Origin of the sequence: Roseateles subflavus (assembly GCF_030285365.1) — a bacterium.
GTDB lineage: Bacteria > Pseudomonadota > Gammaproteobacteria > Burkholderiales > Burkholderiaceae_C > Roseateles_B > Roseateles_B subflavus.
Genome location: NZ_JASVDS010000003.1, coordinates 69,216 through 93,938, shown reverse-complemented (window position 1 = coordinate 93,938; position 24,723 = coordinate 69,216). Strand labels below are relative to the sequence as shown.

The window sequence follows — 24,723 nt, the reverse complement described above, 5'->3', positions numbered from 1 at the left end:
GCTGGAGCGAGCAACGATGACTGCACCGATCTCAAATCATGAGCCCGCCGCGCCCGCAACGGTAGACCTCAAGGACTACCGTCAACCCATGGTCACGGCCATTGGCATCATCCTGGGCTTCCTGATCGGTTTCCTGGGCAACTGGGTGACCGAGGGCAGCTTCAAACTCACCAGCGCCGATGACCGGCTCACCTTCTGGGGCTGCCTGGCTGGCTCGGCATGCCTGTACGTCGCGCTCATCCGCATGTTGCGCATTGCGCCGGCGACCGACACCCAGCGCTACTACGAACGGACGCTGCTGATATTCAGCGCCGGGGTCGCGCTGGCCTTCTTGAGTATCTTGATGTCGGGCTTCATCTGACCTGAGTTGCCACCGGCACTACCCGCACCTCGTGGAACAGCCGGCGCTCGCGAACGACAAGACGGCCTCCCGCTCACAGCGTGCTTCACACCAACCGACGCCCCATGATCACCCTGTACCACTGCATGAGCGCACGGTCGTTCCGCCCGCTGTGGATGCTGGAGGAACTGTCCCTCCCCTACCGGCTGGTCATGCTGCCATTCCCTCCTCGGGTCTTGGCACCGACGTATCTGGACATCAATCCCCTTGGAACCGTCCCACTGATGGTCGACGGGGCCACGCAGATGACGGAGTCCGCGGCCATCTGCCACTACCTTTGCACCTTGGCAGCGCCCACGCCCCTGCAGGTCGAACCTGGTGAGCCGCATTTCGCGAGCTTCCTCAACTACCTTCACTTCGGCGAAGCCACACTCACATTCCCCCAAACGCTCATCCTGCGGTACACCCGCTTCGAGCCCGAGGAGCGCCGACAGGCGCAGGTGGTGCAGGACTACACCCGCTGGTTCCTGGCCCGACTGCGAACGCTGGAGCCAGTCCTAGCGAATCAGCCCTTCCTGTGCGGAGACCGGTTCACTGCAGCCGATGTGTCAGTCGGGTATGCCTTGATGCTGGCCGAGCATCTGGGCCTGAGCGAGCGCTTCACGCCCCACGTCGCACGCTATTGGCACACGCTTCAGCAACGAGAGGCCTATCAGCGAGCTTTGGCCTCACAGAGCACCGCTGCTGCGCTGCAGGGAGTGCCGGCGACTCCTGCGCCAGAGCTCAGGACGAATTAGAGACTGCTTGAATCGCCCGGGATTCAGTTAGTCGAAAACTGGCGCTCCGCGCTGAGTGCGTGCCGTGCACCTTAGCAGCTTGCTAGACCTCATTCTGTATTGAGCTGCGTACGTACCGTCCTAGCTGGCGAGCCGTATTGGCGATTAGCTGCGGCACCGCTGGCCAGCTGGTGCTGCGACATTGGGCGCATGAGCACCAAGTTCCAGCGCGCCCAGCCTCATATCGCCTACCAGCTGCGTATCGAGTCGCAGCACCTTGAACCGCTGATCTGGCGGCGCATCCTCGTACCCGCCACCATCAAGCTTGCCAAGCTCGACCGCGTCGTGCAGGCCGCCATGGGCTGGACCAACAGCCATCTGCACGACTGGCACATCGAGCGACAACGCTACGGCATCCCTGACGACGAATGGGCGGGCAGTGGCGACATGCGAGGCGAGCGCAAGTTCACTGTCGGCGCCGTACTGGGCGAGCAGGTCGGCGAGTTCATGTACAGCTACGACTTCGGCGATGGGTGGGACCACCGCATCACGGTCGAGGAGCGGCTGCCGATCCAGGACGGCCGCAACGACTGGCCAATGTGCCTGGCCGGCGAGAACGCTGACCAGCCAGTCAATCATTACTAAGTGACGCAGCGGGTGGGCTCCCACTCGATCTTCACGGAGCATGCCCGTCAGCTGAACCCTTGGCTCGTCCAGGTTCTGCGGCAACGCCATCAGCTCCTGCGTAGCCTCAATGGCCGCACGTGCTCGAGGAAGTCTTGCGCGGCAAGTGCCAGTTTCAGCCGACCACTGGTTGACGCCAACCCTCGGGCGATGAGTTTCTGGCGATAGATGCGCCTGAGTACCTCGCCGTCCAAGTGCAGCACTTCGCGCTGTTCGATCAGCTCGACGACAAGTTTGCCGAGCCGGGATAGGCCTTCGTCGGCGTCGGGCCCCGGTGCTTCACTCCTGGACAGCCAAGCATGCTGTCTATTGAGCGTCGGCAACTGCCACTGGAATCGCGCCACGCCATTGGTCTTGGTTGCGGATTCCAGCAGGCGTTGGCCATGAGTCAAGCAAACCCAGACCCCGGGGTACTGGTGATCCCAATGCCACCAAGCCCATCCGTAGGTAGCAATGTCTTCGGCGATGCACGCAGGGCATGCCTTCAGCGGGTGATGCGCTCGGAAGCGGCTCGTCAGAAGTCCCAGGCGGAATTTGAGATGCGCCACGGACGGGCTGGCCATCGCCGCGATGGTTTCATCCAGTTTGGCGGGACTCAGGAACGGGCGGTAGAAGCGAAGAAGGGTTCGCTCGAGCGCGATGGCCTTGACGTCGCCGAGCAGCCCTGCCGTGTTCTGCTCGAACTCATGCAGGCCGCTCGAGAAGTCGTGCTGATAGCCCTGCCGACGACGCCCGAACAGGACGTCCGCCGTTTGATCTGCCGTTCGATGGCCCCACAGGCGGTGGAGCCGGCTCACCAGGCGGAAGAGAGTCTCGCCCGGGAGCCACTGAAGCAGCTCCCGGTGCAGGCGTTCTGCACTGGCCGAAGGGACGAGCTTGTTCCCGCAATCCGGCTTTCGGTCGCCAGGTCGCATGGGGACTCAGCCCGTGTTTACGACACGAATTGCCTGTTTACGACCTTAATTGTCAACAACACGTGAGCTCAAAAGGAGAAGGGGCCTCCCGGCCCCTTCTTCCGTCACGTCCGACGGACCTTGCTCCTCTGCGACGGACTTCATTCCTGCCGGTCAGTCACATCGGAGAGCAACTCCTTCACTCCACCGTCACGCTCTTCGCCAGATTCCGCGGCTTGTCCACGTCCGTGCCGCGCGCGCAGGCGGTGTGATAGGCCAGCAGTTGCAGCGGGATGACGTGCAGGATGGGGCTCAGGGCGCCGTAGTGCTCGGGCATGCGGATGACGTGCAGGCCCGGTTCGCTCTCGATGCGGGTATCGCTGTCGGCGAACACGAAGAGCTCGCCGCCACGGGCGCGCACTTCCTGCATATTGCTCTTGAGCTTCTCCAGCAGCGCATCGTTCGGGGCCACGGTCACGACGGGCATCTCGGCGGTCACGAGCGCCAGCGGGCCATGCTTGAGCTCGCCGGCCGGATAGGCCTCGGCGTGGATGTAGCTGATCTCCTTGAGCTTCAGCGCGCCTTCCAGGGCAATGGGGTAGTGCAGGCCACGGCCGAGGAACAGGGCGTTCTCCTTGCGGGCAAACTCCTCGCTCCAGGCAATGACCTGCGGCTCCAGGGCCACGACGGCCTGCACGGCCACGGGCAGGTGACGCAGCGCCTTGAGGTGCTCGGCCTCCTGGGCCTCGCTCAGGTGGCCGCGGGTCTGGGCCAGCGCGAGCGTCAGCAGGAAGAGACCGACCAGCTGCGTGGTGAAGGCCTTGGTCGAGGCCACGCCGATCTCGGCGCCGGCACGGGTGATGAAGGCCAGCTCGCACTCGCGCACCATGGCGCTCGTCGAGACGTTGCAGACGGTCAGGGTGTGCGTCATGCCCTGGGCGCGCGCATGCTTGAGCGCCGCCAGCGTGTCGGCCGTCTCGCCGCTCTGGCTGATGGTCACGACCAGCGTGCGCGGATTGGGCACGCTGTCGCGGTAGCGGTACTCGCTGGCGATCTCGACGCTGGTCGGGATCTTGGCGATGCTCTCGAGCCAGTACTTGGCCGTGGAGCCGGCGTAGTAGCTCGTGCCGCAGGCCAGGATCAGCACGGAGTCGATCTCCTTGAACACGCCATAGGCGCCGTCACCGAAGATCTCGGGGCTGATGCCGGTCACGGCATCCAGCGTGTTGGCGATGGCCACGGGCTGCTCGAAGATCTCCTTCTGCATGTAGTGGCGGTACGGGCCCAGCTCGGCGGCCCCGCTGTGGGCGTGCACGGTGCGAACCTCGCGCTGGACGGTCTCGAAGCGGGTGCTGTCGACCACGCGGTGCGTGATCCAATAACGGCCCAGCTGCATGTCCACGACGTCCCCCTCATCCAGGTAGACGATCTGATCGGTCACGCCGGCGAGCGCCATGGCATCGGATGCCAGGAAGAACTCGCCCTGGCCCTCTTCCGTCCCGACGCCCAGCACCAGCGGCGAGCCCTCGCGGGCGCCGACGACGCGATGCGGCTCGTCACGGCTGAACACCGCGATGGCATAGGCACCCTTCAGGCGCTGCACGGCCTGCTGCACGGCCTCCAGCAGATCCCCCTGGTAGACGTGGTCGATCAGGTGGGCGATGACCTCGGTGTCCGTCTGGCTGTGGAAGGTGTAGCCCCGGGCCTTGAGTTCGGCGCGCAGCTCGTCGTGGTTCTCGATGATGCCGTTGTGCACCAGGGCGATGCGGCCCGCGGCACCGTCGGCGGCATGGGCGCCGTGAGAGAAGTGCGGGTGGGCGTTGTGCACGGCCGGCACACCATGGGTGGCCCAGCGGGTGTGCGCGATGCCGGTGCCGGAGGCGATGCCGTCCTCGGCCGTCTGGCTGTGCAGCTCGGCCACGCGGGAGGTGCTGCGGGCGCGGCGCAGTTCGCCGTCCTGGTGCACGGCCACGCCGCAGGAGTCATAGCCGCGATATTCCAGGCGCTTCAGGCCTTCGATCAGGATGGGGACGATATTGCGCTTCGAGACGGCGCCGACGATGCCACACATGAATGTTTCCTCCGCTGGTGCAACCCACCCGGGCTGCGATGGGAGCGAATCCTAGGAGGGGGGCATTGGCATGTGCGATCAAATTTCATCGCAATGTGACCATAAATTTCACCGAATGCCAGATAAGATCATTTCGATCATCAGGCCATTCCATTTGAAATTTTGATTCACCTCGACGCTACCGATCACCGCATCCTGGGGGTGCTGCAGGACGACGCTTCGCTGTCCAACCTGGACCTCGCGCGCCGCGCAGCGGTGTCCCCGGCCACCTGTCTGCGCCGGGTGAAGCGGCTGCGCGAGCTGGGCGTGATCGAGCAGCAGGTCGCCATCCTGAATCCGGCGCAGCTGGGCGCAGGGTTGATCGCCATCGTCGAGATCACCCTGGAACGCCAGACCGCCGAGGCCATCGCCGGCTTCCAGGCGCTGGCGGTGGCCCGCAGCGAAGTGCAGCAGTGCTACCAGGTGTCCCCCGGGCCGGATTTCGTGCTCATCGTCCAGGTGCCGGACATGGCGGCCTATCACCAGCTCGTGCAGGGCCTCTACAGCGCGGACAGCAACGTGCGCAACGTGAAGGCCTTCTTCAGCGTGCACCGGGCGAAGTTCTCGCCACGCCTGCACCTGCCGGCGCTCTGAACCAGGCCCCATGAACAACGGCCCCGCAGGGCCGTTGCTTCATCAGCGGGCGATGGATCAGCCGCGCTGACGACGGCGCACGGCGCCGAGGCCGAACAGGGCGAGTGCCGCCAGCGCAGCGCTGCCCGGCTCGGGAATGCCCATCTGCTGGCGAATCCAGTTCAGGTGCGAGTAGACCGCGGTCGAGCCGGAGAGGTCCCCGTAGCTGGCCGAATTGCCATAGGCGGCGTCGCAGTCCAGGCCGAAGCGGGTGCAGGCCTCCCAGCCCCAGCTGTGCACCCCGGTCAGGAGGAACTGCGTGCCGTCCCAGACGAAGTCGCCACCGCCGGAATCGCCGGCGGCGATCATGCCCTCGTCCTTGCCGTGACCACGGTCGCTGCTCCACAGCGCGGTGCCGATGCCATCGGCAAAGATCTGCAGCGTGTTGTTGTCATCCAGGCCGCTGTCGAAGTCGGACATGTAGGTCACGCCGTACTTGAAGTTCTCGGGGTTGTACCAACCCTTGAAGACCGTGCCGAGCTCCTTGTGGAAGGTCTGGCTGGCGACGTCGATGCGGTTCCAGGCGTAATGGCCGAACTTCCAGTCGTTCCAGTTGGTGTCATCCGGGGCGTTGCCCACCTGGGTGGTGCCGTAGCCGGCCACCAGGATGTCCTTGCCCACGTCCAGCGTGGTGCTGAGCTGGTAGCCCTTGATGGTCGTGACGGCGCGGTCGAGGCGGAGCAGCGCGATGTCGGCCCCGGTGTCCAGCCGGCCGGTCCAGCCGGAATGCACGATGGCATTGCCTGCTGCCACCGTCCGCGACACCTTGGAGGCGCCGCCGGCCCAGCCGAAGTCCACCTGCATGCTCACGAAGTCGTCCGCGCAGTGAGCGGCCGTCAGCACGTACTGGCCGCCCGCCAGCAGGGAGCCCGAGCAGGCATAGTTGCGGCCGCCGTGGGTCTTGAAGTTCAGCATGGCGACGCCGTCCAGCGCGCCAGGCACACCGTTGAAGCTCTGGCCCGGCAGGAAGCGCCAGTCCTCGGGGCCGCTGGTATTGCCGGTCAGCGGCACCAGATCAGGGCCGAAGGACGTGACCGGCGTCAGCGCGTGGGCCGACGACATCGCACCGGCGCTGAGCAGCGCCAATGCCAGAGAAGACAAGACTTTCATGAATATTCCCTCGAGATGACTCGCGCTTCGTGAGACCTCTGAATGACGCCTCTTCGTGATCTGCTTCACGAAAAGACGCTCTTTTCGAGCGCGGGCCGGAGGTATACCCTGAATCGTCTTGTCCCCTTCCTAGGGGTCACCCTCCCTGTTGGCTCAGCGCTTCAGCAGCAGCAGGCCCTTGAGGTACTCGCCCTCCGGGAAGCAGATCGTCTGCGGATGGTCTGGCGTGGCGCCCACGCGGTCGAGGATGAAGCCATCGACGTTGGCATCCATGCCGGCACCCGCCACGATCTTGTGGAAGAGCTCCGGGCCCACACCGCCCGAGCACGAGAAGGTGAACAGCACGCCGCCCGGCTCCAGCAGCTTGAAGGCGAGGCGGTTGATGTCCTTGTAGGCGCGGGCCGCCCGCTCCGCATGCGCTGCGGTGGGCGCGAACTTGGGCGGATCCAGCACGATGGCATCGAAGGTGCGCCCCTGCTTGAGGAAGTCGCGCAGCGTCTGGTTGACGTCCGCATCGAGGGCCGTGTGACGGGCCGGGTCGAAGCCGTTGAGCGTCACGTGGGCGCTCGCGCGGGCCAGGGCCGGCGCGGACGAGTCCACGCTGGTCACCTCGGCCGCACCGCCGGCCAGCGCCGCCACGGAGAAGCCGCCGGTGTAGCAGTAGCAGTTGAGCACGCGCTGCAGACCGTACTGGCGCACCGTCTCGGCGAACTTCTTGCGGTTGTCGCGCTGGTCCAGGTAGTAGCCGGTCTTGTGACCTTCCTGCACGTCGAGGGTGAGCTTCCACTCATGCTCCTCGATGGTCAGCTCGGTGTGGCCCTCGCCGCGCAGCCAGCCCGTGACGGGCGGCAGCCCCTCGAGCTGGCGCACGCCGGAGTCCGAGCGTTCGAAGAGGCGCGTGAGCCCCGTGGCCGCGAGAAGGCTGTCGGCGATGGTGTCCTTCCAGCGCTCGGTGCCGGCGGACAGGAACTGCGCCACCAGCGTGTCGTCGTAGCGGTCGACGATCAGCCCGGGCAGGCCGTCCGCCTCGCCATGGATCAGCCGGCGCGCGTTCGAGACGATGGGCATGCGCTCGCGGACGGCGATGGCCGTGCGGACACGCCGGTCGAAGAAGTCGGCGTCGATACGCTCGGCCTCGTCGAAGCTCCAGGCGCGCACGCGGATCATGGAGCTGGGGCTGAAGGAGGCCCAGCAGAGGAACTGCCCGCTGTCGGACTCCACGCGCACGGTTTCACCGGCGTCGGCCTTGCCCTTTTCCACGGAACCCTGGAAGACCCAGGGATGGCGGCGCAGCAGCGAACGCTCCTTGCCGGCTCTGAGACGAATGACTTTCATGGCGCGTATTGTCGCCGCGCCGCTCCGGTCAGAGGTTGCCCCAGGCGTAGCCGACCGCCAGATTCAGTTGCGTGCTGTCTCCGCCCCGCCCGCGCAGGCTGCCCCACTGGCCCAGGCCGGCGCGCAGACGCAGGCGGTTGAGGTCGCCCTGCCCCTGCCACTGCGCCCAGATCTCGGTCTGGCGCAGCGCGCCGCCGCCGAGCTGAACCCCGCCGCCGCCGCCCGCACCGGCGAGGACCTCGGCGCCCACGCGCCAGCGACCGTCGCCGAAGGGCTGTGTGCGCAGACCCGCCCCCAGCAGACCGTAGGCATAGGCGCCGGCCTTGCCCTGCACCGCCGTCCCGGCCTGCGCCAGACCGTAGAGATGGTCACCGAGGCCGCGCGTCATGATGAGGCCCATCTGGGTCATGTCCTGGCGGCTGCCATCCTTGAACGGCACCTGGCGCACGCGCTGCACGCTGACCAGCCAGCCCTGTTCCTCGACCGTGCCCGTCTGCAGCGCGCCCGGCTGCTGGCGCCGCAGCACCGGCTCCAGGGGCATGTCGAGACTGAAACGGGCATAGGGCGCATGGAAGGCGCCGCGCGACTGCGCCCAGCCCGCATCCACCCGCCAGCCCCAGCCGCTGGCGGACTGCCAGCGCAGCGTGGGGCCGACCTTCATCAGCCAGCCGCTGCCGGTGTCGACGTCACCGCCCCCGGCCAGCCCCAGCGCCGCCTGGGCGCCGACACGCAGTCCCGTGCTGCCGAGGCCCCAGTCCTGGCCGAGATTGGCGAGCACTTCCATGTAGCCGTCGGCGCCCCCCTTGGCTCCGCCGGCCGCCTCCAGGCCCCACCAGGCGCTGGGCGAGATGTACTGGCGCAGCGAGGCGCCGGCGAGCCCGACCTTGCGATCCATCGTGCTGCCACTGCGGCGCCGGATCGACTTGGACGGCGCGTACCCGCCCGCCGTGAGCGACATCTCGTCAAAGCCCAGCCCCCCCCGATCCCCCGAGGTGCCGACGTGCCCGCCGGCCGAGGGATCGAAGGAATGGAACATCGACTGCCGGCCGATCATGAAGCTGATCTGGGTGTCCGCGATGTTGCCGCCGGGCACCATCACCCGGGAGATTCCGAGACCGCTGTACCACGGCCCGGCCTCGGTCCGGATGGACAGCTCCGGGCGCCACATCAGCCCGCCGCCAAAGCGCAGGACATCAGAGCTCAGCCCGCCGCCGCCGCCCACGAAGAGACCCGCCGCCAGGTGCGTATTGGCGCCCAGGCGCCAGCGGCGCTGCCCGGTGATGCCGAGCATGAAGATGCCGCCGTAATTGCCCTTGGCCGAGGCATAGACCGTGGGCCCCAGGCCCCAGTCCTCGTTGACCGCCAGCAGCGCGCTGCCGCCGGCCAGGGCCATGCGCCCGCCCTCCTTCGTGCGCAGCGGCGTCCAGCTCATCTCCCAGTTGAGCGGGCGGGCGGCACTGGGCACCCATGGCGCGGGATCCGCCGCCTGGGCGTGGCTGCTGGAGAAAGCGGCGACCAGGCTCAGGCACAGCAGGCGTGGCAGCAGGGAATCGAGTGGAAGACGCGGCGCAAACATGGGCGCCGACCATACCAGGGTTTTGCGGCCCTGCCGGCCCTGCGGTCAACGCTTGCGGGCGCGGGGATGCGCGGCGTCGTAGACCTTCGCGAGGTGCTGGAAGTCCAGCTTGGTGTAGACCTGCGTGGTGCTGATGTTGGCGTGGCCGAGCAGGTCCTGGACGGCGCGGAGGTCCCCGCTGGACTGCAGCACGTGGGAGGCGAAGGAGTGCCGCAGCATGTGCGGGTGCACGTGCGTGGGCGAGCCGGCCGCCTGCGCCCGCAGGCTGAGGCGCTGGCGCACCTGCGTGGCACCCAGGCGGCCGCCGCGCGGTCCGATGAAGAGGGCGCGCTCGGTGCTGCCGGCCGCGAGCCACTCGCCCCGGCACTGCAGCCAGGCGCGGACGGCCTCGAGCGCCGCACGCCCGATGGGCACGAGGCGCTGCTTGCTGCCCTTGCCCAGCACATGGGCCTCCGCAGCGTCGAGGTCGAGCCAGCCCCGGGCCGATGCCCCTGGCACCACGTCCAGGCCCACCAGCTCGCTCACCCGCAGGCCGCAGCTGTAGAGCAACTCCACCAGCGCGGCATCGCAGGCTTCGCGCACGGGGTCAGCCGCCTCGTCGCGGTGGGCGGCCAGCTGCACGGCATCGTCCACCGACAGCGCCTTGGGCAGCGGCTTGGCGCCGCGCGGTGCGCGCAGGCCGTCGACGGGGTTGAGCTCGACCAGCCCCTGGCGGCCCATCCAGCGGTACCAGCTCCGCCAGGCGGACATCATCAGCGCGAGGCTGCGGGGGGACAGGTCTTGCCCGTGCAGTCGCGCCACCCAGCGACGGACCTGCGCCACGCCCACGCGCTCCAGCGCCACGCCGGCCTCCTCGGCCAGCTGGCACAGGCGGCGCAACGCCTGTTCGTAGAGGATCAGCGTGCGCTGCGCGAGGCGGCGCTCGACGCGCAGGTGCTCGAGGTAGCGCCGCTGCGACTCGGGCAGCGGCGCCGGGCCGGCGTCGGGCTCAGGCAGCGACGGGGCCATCGGCCAGCAGCCGCGCCAGCGCCGCACCGGCCAGCTCGCCGATGCGCTGCAGGAACTCGGTGCCCATCTCGGCCGTGTAGCGCGTGGGGTCGGGCGACCCGAGCAGCAGCAGGCCGAAGGGCTCGTCGCCCGCATGGCGGCGCAGGGGCACGAGGGCCAGCGAAGCGATCGATGCCTCCTCACCCAGCCAGCGCACGGCCTCGAAGCCGCTGTTCACGCCGCAGTAGGGCTGGGCCAGGCTCGACGCAAAGCTGCGCACGTCGTCGCTGACGGGCTGGGCGTACTCGGCCGCCGTGTGGCGGGCGTCCAGGCCCCACAGCCGCAGGGCCGCCGCGGGGATCAGGAAATGGTGGCGCAGCTCGTGCAGCAGCACCTCGGGCAGCGCGGCCGGGTCGGCGGTGAGCATCAGGCTGAGCGTCCAGGCGTGCAGGCGGTCGGCGATCGCAACGTTCTCCTGGCCGTTGCGGATCATCTCGATCAGCTTGTGCTCGAGGCCCTTGATCTTCTCGCGCAGCATCTCGGCCTGGCGCTCCTGCAGGCTCACGGCGCGCTGGCCGTGCGGGTGGCTCAGCTGCACGCTGGCCAGCAGCTCGGCATGGCGCTGGAAGAAGCCGGGGTTGCGCAGCAGGTACTGGGCGATGTCCTGCTCGGTCAGGCCCTGCGGGGCATGGTCTTGGGTGCTCACAGCGAGATCTCTCCTTCAAACACGGTCTGGGCCGGGCCGGTCATCCAGACCGGCGCGTCGGGGCCCTGGCTCAGGCCCGCCCATTCGATGCGCAGCTGGCCGCCGCGCGTCTGCACTTCCACGGCCTCGTCCAGCCAGCCCAGGCGGATGCCGGCCACCACGGCCGCGCAGGCGCCGGTGCCGCAGGTGAGGGTCTCACCGGCATCGCGCTCGAAGACCCGCAGCTTCACGTGGCCGCGGTCGATGACCTGCAGGAAGCCGGCGTTGACCCGCCGAGGGAAGGCCGCATGGCTCTCCACCTGCGGGCCGCGCTGCGCCACGGGGGCGTGGTCGGCATCGGCGACGCGCTGCACTGCATGCGGGTTGCCCATGGACAGCACGGCCACCTCGCAGGCATCGCCGTCGGCCAGGGGCAGGGTCCAGAGCTCGCCGCCGCCTTCCCGGCGCACGCCAAGCCCCGTGGGATCGAAGGGCAGCGAGGGGAAGTCGAAGACCGGCGCCCCCATGTTCACGCTGACGCGGCCGTCGTCACGCAGGTGCAGCTCCAGCAGCCGGTTGACGGTGCGGACCTTGACGCTGCGCTTGTCGGACAGGCCCTTCTCGGAGACGTAGCGCACGAAGCAGCGCGCGCCGTTGCCGCAGTGCTCGACCTCGTCGCCCGTGTTGTTGAAGATGCGGTAGCGGAAGTCCACGCCGGGCTCGTCGCTCGCCTCGATCACGAGGATCTGGTCGCAGCCGACGCCGAAGCGGCGGTCGCCCAGGTGGCGGATCTGGGTGGCGTCGAGGCGCAAGGGCTCACGCGTGGCATCGATGACCACGAAGTCGTTGCCCGCGCCCTGCATCTTGGTGAATCGCAGCTTCATGCGGCCATTATCGGGGCGTCAGTACACCGGCGGCTCGCCGGGCGGGCGCGTCTTGAAGCGCTTGTGCACCCAGAAGTACTGCGCCGGGTGGCGCCGCACGCGCGCCTCGAGCCAGGCATTGACGGTGCGGGCATCGGCCAGCGGGTCGTCGCTCGGGAAGCCCGGAATGGGCTCGCAGGCCTCGACTTCATAGCCCTGGCCGCCCGGCAGCATCGTCACCACGAGGGGCTGAACGACCATGCCCTGGCTCGCCGCCAGGCGGGCCGGGGCCAGCAGCGTGCAGGCGGGCACGCCGAAGAAGGGCACGAAGGCGGAGTCCTTCTCGCCGTGGTCGAGATCGGGCGCGTTGAGGAAGGCATAGCCCTGCTTGATCAGTCGCAGCACGGGGCGGATGCCGTCGTGCCGGTCCACGAAAGCCGTCGTGCCGAAGCGTGAGCGCCCGGCCAGGATCTGCGCGTCGATCACCGCGTTGCTCTGCGGCTGGTACACGTCCACGCCGGGCCGCTTCTGGTTGAGCATGAGCGCCGGGCCGACCCACTCCAGCCCCACGAAGTGCGGCAGCAGCCACATCATCGCGCCGGGGGTCTGCTCGGCCAGCTGGATGTTGCCCTTGATGCGGATCATGCGCTGCAGCCGCTCGGCGGAGGCGAACCACAGCAGCCCGCGCTCCAGCAGGCTGCGACCGACCATGGCGAAGTGCTCGCGCGCCAGGGATTCGCGCTCGGCGGCCGGCAGCTCCGGGAAGCAGAGCTCGAGATTGCGCAGCGCGATCCCGCGGCGGCGGCGCGCCAGCCACCACAGCAGGCGCCCGAGGCCGCGGCCCAGCGCCGCCAGCGCCGCCAGCGGCAGGAAATGAAGCAGCCACAGCAGGCCGATCAGCAGGCGGGCACTCATGCCAGACCGCCCTCGCGGGGGGACTTGTAGCGGTTGTAGCCCCAGAGGTACTGGTCGGGCGCTTCCAAGATCAAGGCTTGCATGGACTGGTTGATGAGCTCGGCCGCGCATTCTGGACTGGAATCGGCCGGGATTTGAGGTCCGGGTCGCGCATGCACCACATAGCCCCGCCCCCAGGACAGCCGCTCGCCCCAGACCAGGACCACGGCGGCACCCGTCTGCAAGGCAAGGCGCTGGGCCAGCGTCATCGTGTAGGCGGGCCGGCCGAAGAACGGTGCCCAGACGCCCTGCCCTTGCGGCGGCACCTGGTCAGGCAGCAGACCCACCGCCTGCCCCTGGCGCAGGGCCCGCAGCAACTGGCGCACGCCGGACAGCGTGGCCGGTGCCGTGTCCAGGTTGGGGCGCTGGCGCGAGGCGGCGACGATCTTGCGCATCCACGGCTTGCGGGCGGGGCGATAGAGCACGGTGATCGCGCCATGGCTGGCGGCGAACTGCTCGGCGTAGGCCTGCGCCGTGACCTCGAAGCAGCCCATGTGCGGCGTCAGGAAGATCAGCCCCTGGCCCGGCGGCACGGCGAGGATGTGCTCCTCGCCCTCCCAGCGCACGCGTGCGCCCAGCGGCCGGTCCGCAGCGCGCAGCCACAGCCAGGGCAGCTCCGCGATCATCCGGCCGGCCTGGCCCACGGCGCCCATGCCGGCCCAGCCGTGCAGCCCGGCCAGGGCCCGGTGCTCGCGGATGCGCCGGCGGTAGGACGGGCTCAGCGCCCAGCTGAGCCACCCCACGGCGGCGCCCAGGCCGTGCAAAAACCACAGGGGACAGCGAGACAGCAGGCGCAGCAGGAGCATGTTTCTATAATGGACGGATCGCCGAGTTAACTTGGACAACTTGCGGGGCGATGCGGGGCTCATTCAGCGATGGAGAGAACCGCCGGGCTGAGAAGCTCCACAAATGCCGCTAAAGCGTTCGCCGCCTGACTCCACCAGCACGGCAACGCCGATGAATCAACGAACTGGAGTTTAAAAACGTGGCGAACAGCGATTTTCTCTTTACTTCGGAGTCGGTCTCGGAAGGCCACCCGGACAAGGTGGCGGATCAGATTTCCGACGCCATTCTTGACGCCATCTTCACCCAGGACCCGCGCTCCCGCGTGGCTGCAGAGACGCTCTGCAACACCGGCCTCGTCGTGCTCGCTGGTGAGATCACGACCAACGCGCATGTCGACTACATCCAGGTCGCGCGCGACACGATCAAGCGCATCGGCTACGACAACACCGAGTACGGCATCGACTACAAGGGCTGTGCCGTGCTGGTCGCCTACGACAAGCAGTCGAACGACATCGCCCAGGGCGTGGACCACGCCAGCGACGACCACCTGAACACCGGCGCCGGTGACCAGGGCCTGATGTTCGGCTATGCCTGCGACGAGACGCCCGAGCTGATGCCCGCGCCGATCTATTACGCCCACCGCCTCGTGGAGCGCCAGGCCCAGCTGCGCAAGGATGGCCGTCTGCCCTTCCTGCGCCCGGATGCCAAGAGCCAGGTCACGATGCGCTATGTGGACGGCAAGCCGCACAGCATCGACACCGTGGTGCTGTCCACCCAGCACGCGCCCGAGATGAGCCTGGGCGACAAGATGACCGATGCCTTCTACGAGGCCATCCGCGAAGAGCTGATCAAGCCGGTCCTGCCCAAGGAGTGGCTGACGCCGGACACGAAGTACCTGATCAACCCGACCGGCCGTTTCGTCATTGGCGGCCCGCAGGGTGACTGCGGTCTGACCGGCCGCAAGATCATCGTCGACACCTACGGCGGTGCCTGCCCGCACGGCGGTGGTGCCTTCTCGGGCAAGGATCCGACGAAGGTGGACCGTTCGGCGGCCTATGCCGCCCGCTACGTGGCCAAGAACATCGTGGCCGCCGGCCTGGCGCGCCAGTGCCAGATCCAGGTGGCCTATGCCATCGGCGTGGCCCGCCCGATGAACGTGACCGTCTACACCGAAGGCACGGGCGTCATCCCTGACGAGCAGATCGCCAAGCTGGTGCAGGAGCATTTCGACCTGCGTCCGAAGGGCATCATCCAGATGCTGGACCTGCTGCGCCCGATCTACTCCAAGACGGCGGCCTATGGTCACTTCGGCCGCGAGGAGCCGGAGTTCACCTGGGAGCGAACCGATAAGGCTGCAGCACTGCGTGCGGCAGCTGGGCTGTAAGCCCACCTCGCGCGAGCGAGGCATCGGTTCGCGGGCGATGCTCATGTTGCGCAGCAACGTGAGCAGAGACCAACGGACCGCCAAGGCTGCAGCACTGCGTGCGGCAGCTGGGCTGTAAGCCCACCTCGCGCGAGCGAGGCATCGCACCCCTCCCCTCAAGCAAAAGCCGCCCTCGGGCGGCTTTTTCACGTCCGGGCGGCAGGCGCCCTCAGGCCATCCCGCACAGCTTCCTGAACGGCCCCAGCACCGCCTCGCCCTTGAAGGGCTTGACGATCCAGCCGGTCACGCCAATGGCCTTGCCGCGCTCGCGCATGGTCTGGTTGTCCTCGGTCGTGAGCATGACGATGCGCACCTGCTTGTTGCCGAGCTCGGTGCGGATCTTCTCCGCCATGGTCAGGCCGTCCATGTTGGGCATGTTGACGTCGCTGACCACCAGCTTGATGCCGGGATCCTTCTGGAGCTGGTGCAGGCCATCGCGGCCGTCGGTGGCGACGGCCACCTCGAAGCCGTTCTTGCTCAGGAAACTGGCGACGATCTCTCGCATGGTGCTGGAATCGTCCACCACGAGAATGTGGGCCATATCGGGGTTCTCCTCGCGAATCTTCGGTCAGTCGTTGTTCAGAAGAGCTCGAGCTCGCCCGTGGCGGCCACATCGGGCGGGGCGGCATCGAACTCGGCAAATTCCTCGGGCGACCAGTGCAGGTTGAAGATGAAGCGCTGCACGATCATCAACGGCGGCAGGCCCGGACGCTTCGGGTCCGACAGCTGGTAGCGGATGCACAGCTGCGGGTCCTGCGAGCCGAACGAGATGTACTTGTGCTCGTGGTTGATCACGATGGGCACCTGCGTCTGCTGGTTCGCGAAGGCCTTGGGCGGGATGTAGCGGTTCTTGAAGGCGCCCCAGATGAGGTTCGTCGTCTCGCCGAGCATGTTGTTGAGCTCGCGGAAGTTCAGGTCGCCCCCGACCCCTTCGTAGCCGAAGCCCTGCAGCAGGCCCTGGCGCAGCGCCGATTCCTCGGTCTGCAGCATCATGTAGCCGCGGCACCAGGTGCTCTCGATGGCGATGAGCGTGGACACCTCGCCATGGATGATGCGGTCATGCACCACGTAGGGCGACTCCGCCATCACCTGCGCATTGGGGAACATCGAGCTCAGCGCCGAGCACGTCAGCTGCACGATGCCGTTGACCAGGCTGGTCGGATAGCGCAGGCTGAAGATGGCCCGCTCCACCGCCTCGCGCAGCGGCTCCATCTCGCCGGACTTCCACTCGTGGCGCAGCGTCGCCTGCTCCTCGGACGTCAGGGCACGCTCGCTGGTGCGGCGCAGGAAGATGGGCAGCTCAGGCCTCAAGCGGTGGATGGCGCGGGCCAGGCTCAGGCCGTCGGGGCCGTCGCAGGGCAGGTTCTCCGCCAGCAGCACGCCGCCGAGGTCCTTGTGCTGGGAGAGCGTCGCCAGGGCATCGCCGGCCGAGCGCGGCAGCGCCACGAGGCCGACCTGCGTGCAGAAGTCGGACAGTCGCCGGTACTGCTCCGGCTCATGCTCCAGCAGCAGCACCTTGGCTTCGAGTTGCGTGGTTTCCGTCATGGGCACAGCAGGGTCGGGCCCTGTCCGAAATGACCGCCGAGGCGATCGGGCTTGTCCGGCACGGCATCGGCGTCCGCAGAACACCGGCGCTCATCCACGGTCCGGCCGGCATGGGCAGGCGCCGAGCGGACTCCGGCCCATGCTACGCCTGCAGCGCCGATTGCACAGACGCCGCCCTGTGCAGGATTCACGGCTTTGCGAAGGCGGTCATGGGGCGCCGCACGGCCCGGGCCGCCTGGCCATGACAGCCCCCGCGTCCGGCGCTACCCTCAGCACCCGTCCCTCGCCGGCGTGTCCGACATGAGCCTGCACTACCAAGCCGCCCCGTTGACCATCCTCGTCGTGGACGACCAGAACGCGACGCGTGTGGCGCTGGCCGCCGACCTGGACCGTGCGGGCCATCGCGTGCTGGAAGCCGACAGTGCCGACTGGGGGCTGCAGCTCTTCGAGCGCTACCGCCCGGACCTGGTGCTGCTGGACGTGGAGATGCCGGACAAGGACGGCTACTGGGCCGCCCGCGCCATGCGCAGCGCCGAGCCCGGCGGCTGGACGCCCATCATCTTCCTCTCGCAGCGGAGTCAGGACGCCGACGTCTGGAAGGGCATCGAGGCCGGCGGGGACGACTACCTCATCAAGCCCGTGACGCCCATGATCCTGCACGCCAAGCTGCGGGCCATGCAGCGGCTCTCGCACATGCGTCAACGGCTGGTCGCCGTCTCGGAGGAGCTGCGCCAGGCCAATGCGCAGCTGCACGAGCTCAGCCAGGTGGACCCGCTGACGGGCCTCATGAACCGCCGCGGGCTGGACGGCCGCCTGCAGCAGGAGATCGCCGCCGCGCGCCGCAGCGGCCAGCCGCTGACGCTCATGCTGTGCGACGTCGACCACTTCAAGCGCTACAACGACGCACTGGGGCATGTCGAGGGCGACCAGTGCCTGCGCCACGTGGCGCGCCAGCTCAAGGACCTGTGCCGTCGCCCGGCCGACTGCGCGGCCCGCTACGGCGGCGAGGAGTTCGCGCTGCTGCTGCCCAACACGCCCCGCTCCGGCGCCATGACCTACGCCCGCGCCCTGCTGCGCACGCTGGCGCAGGGCCAGCTCAAGCATCCGGATTCGCCGATCGCCGGCCACATCACGCTGTCCGGCGGCATCACCACCTGCGTCCCCGACGAGACGACCACGCCCGAAGGCCTGCTGATGCGGGCGGACGACGCGCTCTACAACGCCAAGGCCTACGGCCGCAACCGCTTCTTCAGCTACGAGATGCAGATGGACACCGACGAGCAGCGCCAGGCCCTGCGCGGCGACCGCTGACGGCGCCAGCGCGCGCCCCGCCTCGGACAAGCAGCACTGTACAAATCCACAGCCAACAGGCAAGCTGCGGCCCATTCAACGCCACGCCCTGCCGCCGTCTTCCCGTGAGCCCCACCCGCCCGCCGAGCCTTGAACAGCTGCGCCGCTATGCCATCGCGCGCAGTCTCTTCGCCCCCACGACGCTGCCCCAGGCCATCCGCCGGCTGGGTTTTGTCCAGGCGGACCCGATGCGGGCGCCGGCACGGGCGCAGGACCTCATCCTCGCCTGGCGAGTCAAGGATTACCGCGCCGGCGAGCTGGAGTCGCGCTACCGGCGTCTGGCCGTCGAGGAGGACTGCTTCGTCAACTACGGCTTCCTGCCTCGCGAGCACCTGGCGCTGATGCACCCACGCACCGCCCGCAAGGCCTGGGACCGCCCGACCGCCGCGCGCGCGGCAGAGCTGCTGGCCCACATCGAGGGTGCCGGTCCGCAGCATCCGGCCCAGGTCCAGGCCCGTTTCGACCACGGGCAGGTGCAGGGCTACTGGGGTGGCCAGTCCAATGCCGTCACGCACCTGCTGGACGGCATGCACTACCGCGGCCTGCTGCGCGTGCACCGGCGGGACAGCGGCACGCGGGTCTACGAGGCGGTGCAGCACCCGCCGCAGGACGACAGCCCGGCCGCCCGCCTCGCACGCGCACACACACTGCTGGACATGGTGCTGAAGCTCTACGCCCCGCTGCCGGCGCGCAGCTTCGGCTACCTCGGCACGCTGCTGCGCTATGGCGCCCCGCACCTGCAGCCCGAGATCCGCCTGGCGCTCAAGCAGGCCCGGCAGCGCCACCCGCATGCCGAGGTCGACGGCCAGGTCTGGTTCTGGCCGGACGGCGAGGACCCCCGTTCGCGCCGCCACCGGCCTCACGAGGCGCTGCGCCTGCTCGCGCCCTTCGACCCCGTCGTCTGGGACCGCCACCGCTTCGAGCAGTTCTGGGGCTGGCCCTACCGCTTCGAGGCCTACACACCGGCGGCGAAGCGCAAGATGGGTCATTACGCCCTGCCGCTGCTGTGGGGCGAGGAGATCCCGGGCTGGGCCAACCTCAAGATCGTCGGCGGTCGCCTGCAGTGCGAGACCGGCTTCGTCGGCCCCCGCCCTCGCGGCGCCCATTTCGAGGCGGCGCTCGACGAGGCCCTGGCGCATCTGTCGCGCTTCCTCGGGCTCGGTGACGAAAGCCCCCGCGAAGGCTGAATTGCCGCATCGGCCAGGCCGTATTTCACGCAAGGCCTTCGCGGCTCCCACTACAATCCGCGCTGATCCGAGGAGCGTTGCAACCCGCAGACCGCGCACAGCGGCTGCAGGCCAGGCTCGGAACCGGTCGAGCGAGCCACACCCTGGCGCCGACCCCTCGCAACCGCGCTCACCCGCTGCCGTCAGGCCTGGGTGATCGCGTCTTCCTCGCCCTCCCCCTGCCCGGCGTCAGCGGCTTCAGACCATGAAGGAGCCTGCCCATGAACGCCGCTGCCACCGAAAACTACAAGATTGCCGACCTGTCGCTCGCCGACTGGGGCCGCAAGGAACTGAACATCGCCGAGCACGAGATGCCCGCGCTGATGGCCATCCGCAAGGAGTACGCCGCCAGCCAGCCCCTGAAGGGCGCCCGCATCACCGGCTCGCTGCACATGACCATCCAGACCGGCGTGCTGGTCGAGACGCTGCAGGCGCTGGGCGCGGAAGTGCGCTGGGCCTCGTGCAACATCTTCTCCACCCAGGACCATGCCGCCGCCGCGCTCGTGGCCCGTGGCACGCCCGTGTTCGCCTACAAGGGCGAGACGCTGGAGGACTACTGGGACTACACGCACCGCATCTTCGAATTCGGGGCCAAGGGTGAAGCGGGCGAAGGCCCGAACATGATCCTGGACGACGGCGGCGACGCCACGCTGCTGATGCATCTGGGCCAGAAGGCCGAGAAGGACCTCTCCGTGCTGGCCAATCCGGGCAGCGAGGAAGAGCGCATCCTCTTCGCGTCCATCAAGGCCAAGATCGCCCAGGACCCGACCTGGTACACCCGCAAGAGCGCCGAGATCATCGGCGTGACGGAAGAGACGACCACCGGCGTGCACCGCCTGAAGGAGATGAGCGCCAAGGGCACGCTGCTGTTCCGCGCCATCAACGTCAACGACTCCGTCACCAAGAGCAAGTTCGACAACCTCTACGGCTGCCGCGAGTCGCTGGTGGACGGCATCAAGCGCGCCACCGACGTGATGGTGGCCGGCAAGATCGCCGTGGTGGCCGGCTACGGTGACGTGGGCAAGGGCTCGGCCCAGGCCCTGCGCGCCCTGTCCGCCCAGGTGTGGGTGACCGAGATCGACCCGATCTGCGCCCTGCAGGCCGCGATGGAAGGCTACCGCGTCGTCACGATGGAATACGCCGCCGACAAGGCCGACATCTTCGTGACCACGACCGGCAACAAGAACGTCATCCGCCACGAGCACATGGTCGCGATGAAGAACAACGCCATCGTCTGCAACATCGGTCACTTCGACAACGAGATCGAGGTTGCCTCGCTGGAGAAGTACCAGTGGGAAGAGATCAAGCCGCAGGTTGACCACGTGATCTTCCCGGACGGCAAGCGCATCATCCTGCTGGCCAAGGGCCGCCTGGTGAACCTGGGCTGCGGCACGGGCCACCCGAGCTATGTGATGAGCTCCTCCTTCGCCAACCAGACCATTGCGCAGATCGAGCTGTTCGCCCACCGCGACGCCTACGACATCGGCAAGGTCTACGTGCTGCCCAAGCACCTGGATGAGAAGGTCGCGCGCCTGCAGCTGACCACGCTGAATGCGCAGCTGACCGAGCTGACCGAGGAGCAGGCGGCCTACATCGGTGTGCCCAAGCAAGGCCCCTACAAGCCCGACACCTACCGCTATTGAGTGAGGGCTACTGCGCGGCACGCTGGCGTCGTTGGGCGGTGCTCGGGATCCTCACGACCCGCAAGGTCGCTCCGGTCCCTGCACTCCGTCCGCCTGGCCAGCGCACCGCTCGCTACGCCCCGAGGCACCGAGCCGGGTTCGCCCGGCACCACCGGGCTATCCCACGACACACCTCAGCCTCTTCGCTTCCTCCATGCGCGCCGATCAACGCCTCATGACCCTGCAACTCGCGCCCACGCGATCCGCCGCCCAGCGGCTGATCGAGCGCGGAGCGGTGCTGCGTGCGTCCGGGGCGAAGGTGAAGAAGGCCGGCGAGGACGTGGGCGAGCACGAGGTGCTGGCGGTGACGGACGACGCGGAGCTGCGCTACGTCTCGCGCGGCGGCCTGAAGCTGGAAGGCGCGCTGCAGGCCAGCGGTCTTTCGGTGCAGGGCCTGACCGTGCTGGACATGGGCCAGAGCACGGGCGGCTTCACGGACTGCCTGCTCAAGCAGGGCGCCGCGCGCGTCGTGGGCGTCGATGTGGGCCACGGGCAGCTGCACGCCACGCTGCAGGCCGACGCGCGCGTCACGGCGCTCGAGGGCCTGCATGTGCGGGAGCTGACCGGCTCGGCCCTCTCCAGCCATCTGCCGGCCGGCGGCTTCCCGCTGATCGTCGGCGATCTCAGCTTCATCTCGATGATCGGCGCCTTCGCGCAGCTGGACCCCTGGCTCGCCGCCGAGGGTCAGGTCTTGCTTCTCATCAAGCCGCAGTTCGAGCTGGGCCCCAAGGCCCTCTCGCGCGGCGGACTGGTCAAGGACCCCTCGCTGTATCCGCAACTGGAACAGCAGGCCCGCACGGCCGCCCAGAGTCTGGGCTGGCAGGTGCTGGGCTACTTCAGCAGCGCCATCACCGGCGGTGATGGCAACACGGAATTCTTTCTGTGGGCCCGCAAGACAAGCGGCCACCCCGCAGCCACAGGAAAGGCATCGCCATGACGACCCCGAACATCGCCTCGAGCCGCCCTCCGGTCAGCTTCGAGTTCTTCCCCCCCAACACGCCCGTGGGCACCGAGAAGCTGCGCACCGTAGTGCAGGAGCTCAGTGCCGTGAACCCGCACTACTTCAGCGTCACCTATGGCGCCGGGGGCTCGACGCGCGAGAAGACGCTCGCCACCGTCAGCGACATCGCGGCCGCCGGCTACGAGGCCGCACCCCACCTCTCCTGCGTGGGCTCGACCCGCGAGAACATCGCCGAGATCCTGGCCAACTACCGTGCGCAGGACATCCGCCGCGTCGTCGCGCTGCGCGGCGACCTGCCCAGCGGCACCGCCACGGCCGGCGAGTTCCGCTATGCGGCGGAGCTGGTGCAGTTCATCCGTGAGACGCAGGGCGCCGACTGGCAGATCGAGGTGGCGGCCTATCCCGAGTACCACCCACAGCAGCGTTATGCGGCGCGCGATCTGCAGCACTTCGCCGACAAGATGAAGGCCGGCGCCAGCGGCGCCATCACGCAGTTCTTCTTCAACCCGGACGCCTACTTCCACTTCGTGGACGAGGCCCGCCGCCTGGGCGTGACCGCGCCCATCGTGCCGGGCATCATGCCCTTCCACAACTACGGCCGCATCGCGCAGTTCGCGGCCCGTGACGGCATCGAGATCCCGCGCTGGGTGGCGCTCAAGATGGAAGGCTACATGGACGACACCGCCTCCATCCGCGCCTTCGGCCTGGACGTGGTGCAGCGCGTGTGCGAGCGCCTGATCGCGGGCGGCGCACCGGGCATCCATTTCTATACGCTCAACCAGAGCGGTCTGGTGCTGGAGTTGTGCAAACGCCTCGGCCTCGGCGCCTGAACTTGCGCAAGATCAAGTCCCCATAGCCCCCGGGGGGAACGGCTCCCCCGGGTTGCGCCACATCAAGGGCTTACCCGGAGCCCGCGACTCCAATAGCTTCATCGGGAATCGATCCCATTCATTGAAGGAGCTATTGAGATGAGCAAGTTTGTTGCACGCACCGTGATCGCCGCTGTCCTGGCCACTGGCGCCTTCGCCGCCCAGGCCGCCGAGAGCCCCTGGATGATGCGCGTGCGCGCCGTGAATCTGGATTCGGCCAACAAGGACGACACCGGCCTGGGCCTGACCGTGAACAACAAGGTCATCCCGGAAGTCGACTTCAGCTACTTCTTCAGCCCCAACCTGGCGGCCGAGCTGATCCTGACCTATCCGCAGAAGCACACCCTGTCGGCCGGTGGCGCCGAGATCGGCACCCTGAAGCACCTGCCGCCCACCCTGAGCCTGCAGTACCACTTCGCCCCGAATGACACCTTCCGTCCCTACGTCGGTGCCGGCCTGAACTACACGATCTTCTCCGACGTCAAGTTCGACCCGGCCGTGGACACCGCCCTGTCGCCCAGCGTGAAGCACACCAGCCTGGGTCTGTCCTTCCAGATCGGCTTCGACTACGAGATCAGCAAGAACCTGTACCTGAACGTCGACATCAAGAAGGTCCAGATCGGCACCAAGGTCTACTCCAAGGGCACCGAAGTCGGCAAGTTCAAGGTCGACCCGCTGCTGGTCGGCGTGGGCCTGGGCTTCCGCTTCTAAGCAGGCGCCTTCAGCTTTCTTCTGAACGTTCCTCTTTGTTGAGCCGCCGTGCCTTTCGGGCCCGGCGGCTTTTTTGCGTCTGCTTGCACCTCACCCCGACTCGGGCGATGCGGCGCCAGGGTCGATGTCATAGGATGCGGGGCCGCTCAATACCGTCCCTCCCCCGTTCGCCGCATGTCCGACACGATCCTGCATCAAGCCCCGCAGCCGCCCGCCGGCTGGAATGCCTATCTGCAGCGCTTCGGCTACGACGGTTTCCATCTGCGACAGGAGTGGTCGGACGTGCTGCAGCAGGCCCTGCGCCATGAGCCGCATTTCCTGTGGCTGACGCGCGAGGGCGCCATCGTCGGCGCTCTGCCCCTGCAGCTCGTCGCCGGCCCCATCTTCGGCCGCTACCTGGTGAGCCAGCCCTACCTCAACACCGGCGGCGTGCTGGCCGACAGCCCCGCCGACGAGGCCCGGCTGGTCGAGGCCGCCGTCGAGCTCGCCCGGACGCTGGACGTCAAGCACCTCGAACTGCGCCACGAGCGGGAGCTTGCACACCCGGCCTTCAATGCGCTCGTGACGGAAAAGGTCCACATGCGGCTCGCACTGCCCGCCACGCCGGAGCTGCTGTGGGAGAAGGGCATCAAGTCCAAGCTGCGCAGCCAGATCCGCAAGCCGCTGGCCGACGAGAGCCTCACCGTGGCCTTCGGGCGCGAGGAGCTGCTCGACGAGTTCTACCGCGTCTTTGCCCGCAACATGCGCGACCTCGGCACGCCGCCCTACGGTCGCGCGCTCTTCGCTCAGATGCTGGCGCAATTCCCGGCCGAGGCCGAGATTGCCGTGGTGCGCCACCAGGGCCAGGCCGTGGCCGCGGGCTTCCTGCTGCATGCTCCGGGCTGCACGCTGATCCCCAGTGCCAGCGCGCTGCGCGAGCACAACCACCTCAGCGTCAATCTGCTGCTGTACTGGCGCGTGCTGGAGCGCAGCATCCAGCGCGGCCAGCCGCAGTTCGACTTCGGCCGCAGCACCGTGGACAGCGGCACCTACAAGTTCAAGCAGCAGTGGGGCGCCACGGCGCATCCGGCCTTCTGGCAGTACCACTCCTTCAAGGGCTCCGTGGGCGACGCCCGCCCCAGCAACGGCAAGTTCGCGCTCCTGGTGCGGGCCTGGCAGAAGCTGCCGGTGTGGTTCAGCAGCCTGCTGGGGCCGCACATCGTGCGCGGCATCCCCTGACGGCCG

Annotated in this window: 24 protein-coding genes and 1 riboswitch; of the genes, 12 read left to right on the top strand and 12 right to left on the bottom strand. The window is 68.1% G+C overall.

What is annotated here, in order from left to right:
* The first annotated feature begins 16 nt into the window (after positions 1–16).
* The 3 genes from QRD43_RS11435 to QRD43_RS11425 all read left to right on the top strand — a co-directional run bounded on the left by QRD43_RS11435 (position 17) and on the right by QRD43_RS11425 (position 1,761).
* The gene (locus QRD43_RS11435) at positions 17–361 is read left to right on the top strand and encodes a hypothetical protein (protein ID WP_285982614.1); all 345 of its coding nucleotides are present in this window, start codon (positions 17–19) and stop codon (positions 359–361) included.
* 104 nt (positions 362–465) lie between these two features.
* On the top strand, positions 466–1,137 hold the full coding sequence (locus tag QRD43_RS11430) for a glutathione S-transferase family protein (protein ID WP_285982613.1): 672 nt from the start codon (positions 466–468) through the stop codon (positions 1,135–1,137).
* Positions 1,138–1,326: 189 nt separating this feature from the next.
* The gene (locus QRD43_RS11425) at positions 1,327–1,761 is read left to right on the top strand and encodes a plasmid pRiA4b ORF-3 family protein (RefSeq protein WP_285982612.1); all 435 of its coding nucleotides are present in this window, start codon (positions 1,327–1,329) and stop codon (positions 1,759–1,761) included.
* An 89-nt stretch (positions 1,762–1,850) separates the two neighbouring features.
* Here QRD43_RS11425 and QRD43_RS11420 read toward each other — a convergent pair whose 3' ends face one another.
* Positions 1,851–2,714: a TniQ family protein gene (locus QRD43_RS11420; RefSeq protein ID WP_285982611.1), complete on the bottom strand. Its 864-nt coding sequence runs from the start codon at positions 2,712–2,714 to the stop codon at positions 1,851–1,853.
* A 178-nt stretch (positions 2,715–2,892) separates the two neighbouring features.
* Positions 2,893–4,764: a glutamine--fructose-6-phosphate transaminase (isomerizing) gene (glmS, locus tag QRD43_RS11415; protein WP_285982610.1), complete on the bottom strand. Its 1,872-nt coding sequence runs from the start codon at positions 4,762–4,764 to the stop codon at positions 2,893–2,895.
* A 165-nt stretch (positions 4,765–4,929) separates the two neighbouring features.
* Here glmS and QRD43_RS11410 point away from each other — a divergent pair, with 165 nt between their 5' ends.
* The gene (locus QRD43_RS11410) at positions 4,930–5,397 is read left to right on the top strand and encodes an Lrp/AsnC family transcriptional regulator (protein ID WP_285983168.1); all 468 of its coding nucleotides are present in this window, start codon (positions 4,930–4,932) and stop codon (positions 5,395–5,397) included.
* 57 nt (positions 5,398–5,454) lie between these two features.
* Here QRD43_RS11410 and QRD43_RS11405 read toward each other — a convergent pair whose 3' ends face one another.
* The 8 genes from QRD43_RS11405 to QRD43_RS11370 all read right to left on the bottom strand — a co-directional run bounded on the left by QRD43_RS11405 (position 5,455) and on the right by QRD43_RS11370 (position 13,752).
* Positions 5,455–6,546, bottom strand: coding sequence for a trypsin-like serine protease (locus tag QRD43_RS11405; RefSeq protein ID WP_285982609.1), 1,092 nt, complete (start codon positions 6,544–6,546; stop codon positions 5,455–5,457).
* 153 nt (positions 6,547–6,699) lie between these two features.
* On the bottom strand, positions 6,700–7,881 hold the full coding sequence (locus QRD43_RS11400; protein ID WP_285982608.1) for a class I SAM-dependent rRNA methyltransferase: 1,182 nt from the start codon (positions 7,879–7,881) through the stop codon (positions 6,700–6,702).
* A 28-nt stretch (positions 7,882–7,909) separates the two neighbouring features.
* A complete protein-coding gene (locus QRD43_RS11395) occupies positions 7,910–9,457 on the bottom strand; it encodes a hypothetical protein (RefSeq protein ID WP_285982607.1) in 1,548 nt (515 codons plus the stop codon).
* A 45-nt stretch (positions 9,458–9,502) separates the two neighbouring features.
* A complete protein-coding gene (gene xerC / locus QRD43_RS11390) occupies positions 9,503–10,465 on the bottom strand; it encodes a tyrosine recombinase XerC (protein ID WP_285982606.1) in 963 nt (320 codons plus the stop codon).
* On the bottom strand, positions 10,446–11,150 hold the full coding sequence (locus QRD43_RS11385) for a DUF484 family protein (protein ID WP_285982605.1): 705 nt from the start codon (positions 11,148–11,150) through the stop codon (positions 10,446–10,448). Before QRD43_RS11385 ends, xerC begins: the two co-directional genes overlap by 20 nt.
* Complete coding sequence (gene dapF / locus QRD43_RS11380; RefSeq protein WP_285982604.1) at positions 11,147–12,013, bottom strand: diaminopimelate epimerase; 867 nt, start codon at positions 12,011–12,013, stop codon at positions 11,147–11,149. Before dapF ends, QRD43_RS11385 begins: the two co-directional genes overlap by 4 nt.
* An 18-nt stretch (positions 12,014–12,031) precedes the next feature.
* The gene (locus QRD43_RS11375) at positions 12,032–12,907 is read right to left on the bottom strand and encodes an LpxL/LpxP family acyltransferase (RefSeq protein ID WP_285982603.1); all 876 of its coding nucleotides are present in this window, start codon (positions 12,905–12,907) and stop codon (positions 12,032–12,034) included.
* A complete protein-coding gene (locus QRD43_RS11370; protein WP_285982602.1) occupies positions 12,904–13,752 on the bottom strand; it encodes a lysophospholipid acyltransferase family protein in 849 nt (282 codons plus the stop codon). Before QRD43_RS11370 ends, QRD43_RS11375 begins: the two co-directional genes overlap by 4 nt.
* A 179-nt stretch (positions 13,753–13,931) precedes the next feature.
* Between QRD43_RS11370 and metK the strand changes: the two genes are divergently transcribed.
* Positions 13,932–15,116 (top strand): methionine adenosyltransferase, encoded by a 1,185-nt coding sequence (gene metK, locus QRD43_RS11365; protein ID WP_285982601.1) that lies wholly within the window; start codon positions 13,932–13,934, stop codon positions 15,114–15,116.
* A 208-nt stretch (positions 15,117–15,324) separates the two neighbouring features.
* Here the strand turns inward: metK and QRD43_RS11360 are convergent, their stop codons facing one another.
* A complete protein-coding gene (locus QRD43_RS11360; RefSeq protein WP_285982600.1) occupies positions 15,325–15,696 on the bottom strand; it encodes a response regulator in 372 nt (123 codons plus the stop codon).
* 38 nt (positions 15,697–15,734) lie between these two features.
* On the bottom strand, positions 15,735–16,700 hold the full coding sequence (locus tag QRD43_RS11355) for a chemotaxis protein CheX (RefSeq protein WP_285982599.1): 966 nt from the start codon (positions 16,698–16,700) through the stop codon (positions 15,735–15,737).
* 300 nt (positions 16,701–17,000) lie between these two features.
* On the opposite strand from QRD43_RS11355, the gene QRD43_RS11350 reads away from it, so the two are divergent.
* The 7 genes from QRD43_RS11350 to QRD43_RS11320 all read left to right on the top strand — a co-directional run bounded on the left by QRD43_RS11350 (position 17,001) and on the right by QRD43_RS11320 (position 24,717).
* Entirely contained in the window at positions 17,001–18,011 is a 1,011-nt protein-coding gene (locus QRD43_RS11350; protein WP_285982598.1) for a GGDEF domain-containing response regulator, read from the top strand.
* A 104-nt stretch (positions 18,012–18,115) separates the two neighbouring features.
* The gene (locus QRD43_RS11345) at positions 18,116–19,237 is read left to right on the top strand and encodes a DNA glycosylase AlkZ-like family protein (protein WP_285982597.1); all 1,122 of its coding nucleotides are present in this window, start codon (positions 18,116–18,118) and stop codon (positions 19,235–19,237) included.
* Positions 19,238–19,300: 63 nt separating this feature from the next.
* Positions 19,301–19,415: riboswitch (S-adenosyl-L-homocysteine riboswitch) on the top strand.
* A gap of 82 nt (positions 19,416–19,497) precedes the next feature.
* Positions 19,498–20,919: an adenosylhomocysteinase gene (gene ahcY, locus QRD43_RS11340; protein ID WP_285982596.1), complete on the top strand. Its 1,422-nt coding sequence runs from the start codon at positions 19,498–19,500 to the stop codon at positions 20,917–20,919.
* A 214-nt stretch (positions 20,920–21,133) separates the two neighbouring features.
* Positions 21,134–21,895, top strand: a complete 762-nt coding sequence (locus QRD43_RS11335) for a TlyA family RNA methyltransferase (protein WP_285982595.1) — start codon at positions 21,134–21,136, stop codon at positions 21,893–21,895.
* On the top strand, positions 21,892–22,749 hold the full coding sequence (gene metF / locus QRD43_RS11330; RefSeq protein ID WP_285982594.1) for a methylenetetrahydrofolate reductase [NAD(P)H]: 858 nt from the start codon (positions 21,892–21,894) through the stop codon (positions 22,747–22,749). The genes QRD43_RS11335 and metF overlap by 4 nt, the downstream gene beginning before the upstream one ends.
* A gap of 138 nt (positions 22,750–22,887) precedes the next feature.
* Positions 22,888–23,499 (top strand): OmpW/AlkL family protein, encoded by a 612-nt coding sequence (locus tag QRD43_RS11325; RefSeq protein WP_285982593.1) that lies wholly within the window; start codon positions 22,888–22,890, stop codon positions 23,497–23,499.
* Between the two features lie 174 nt (positions 23,500–23,673).
* On the top strand, positions 23,674–24,717 hold the full coding sequence (locus QRD43_RS11320) for a FemAB family XrtA/PEP-CTERM system-associated protein (RefSeq protein WP_285982592.1): 1,044 nt from the start codon (positions 23,674–23,676) through the stop codon (positions 24,715–24,717).
* Positions 24,718–24,723 lie beyond the last annotated feature (6 nt).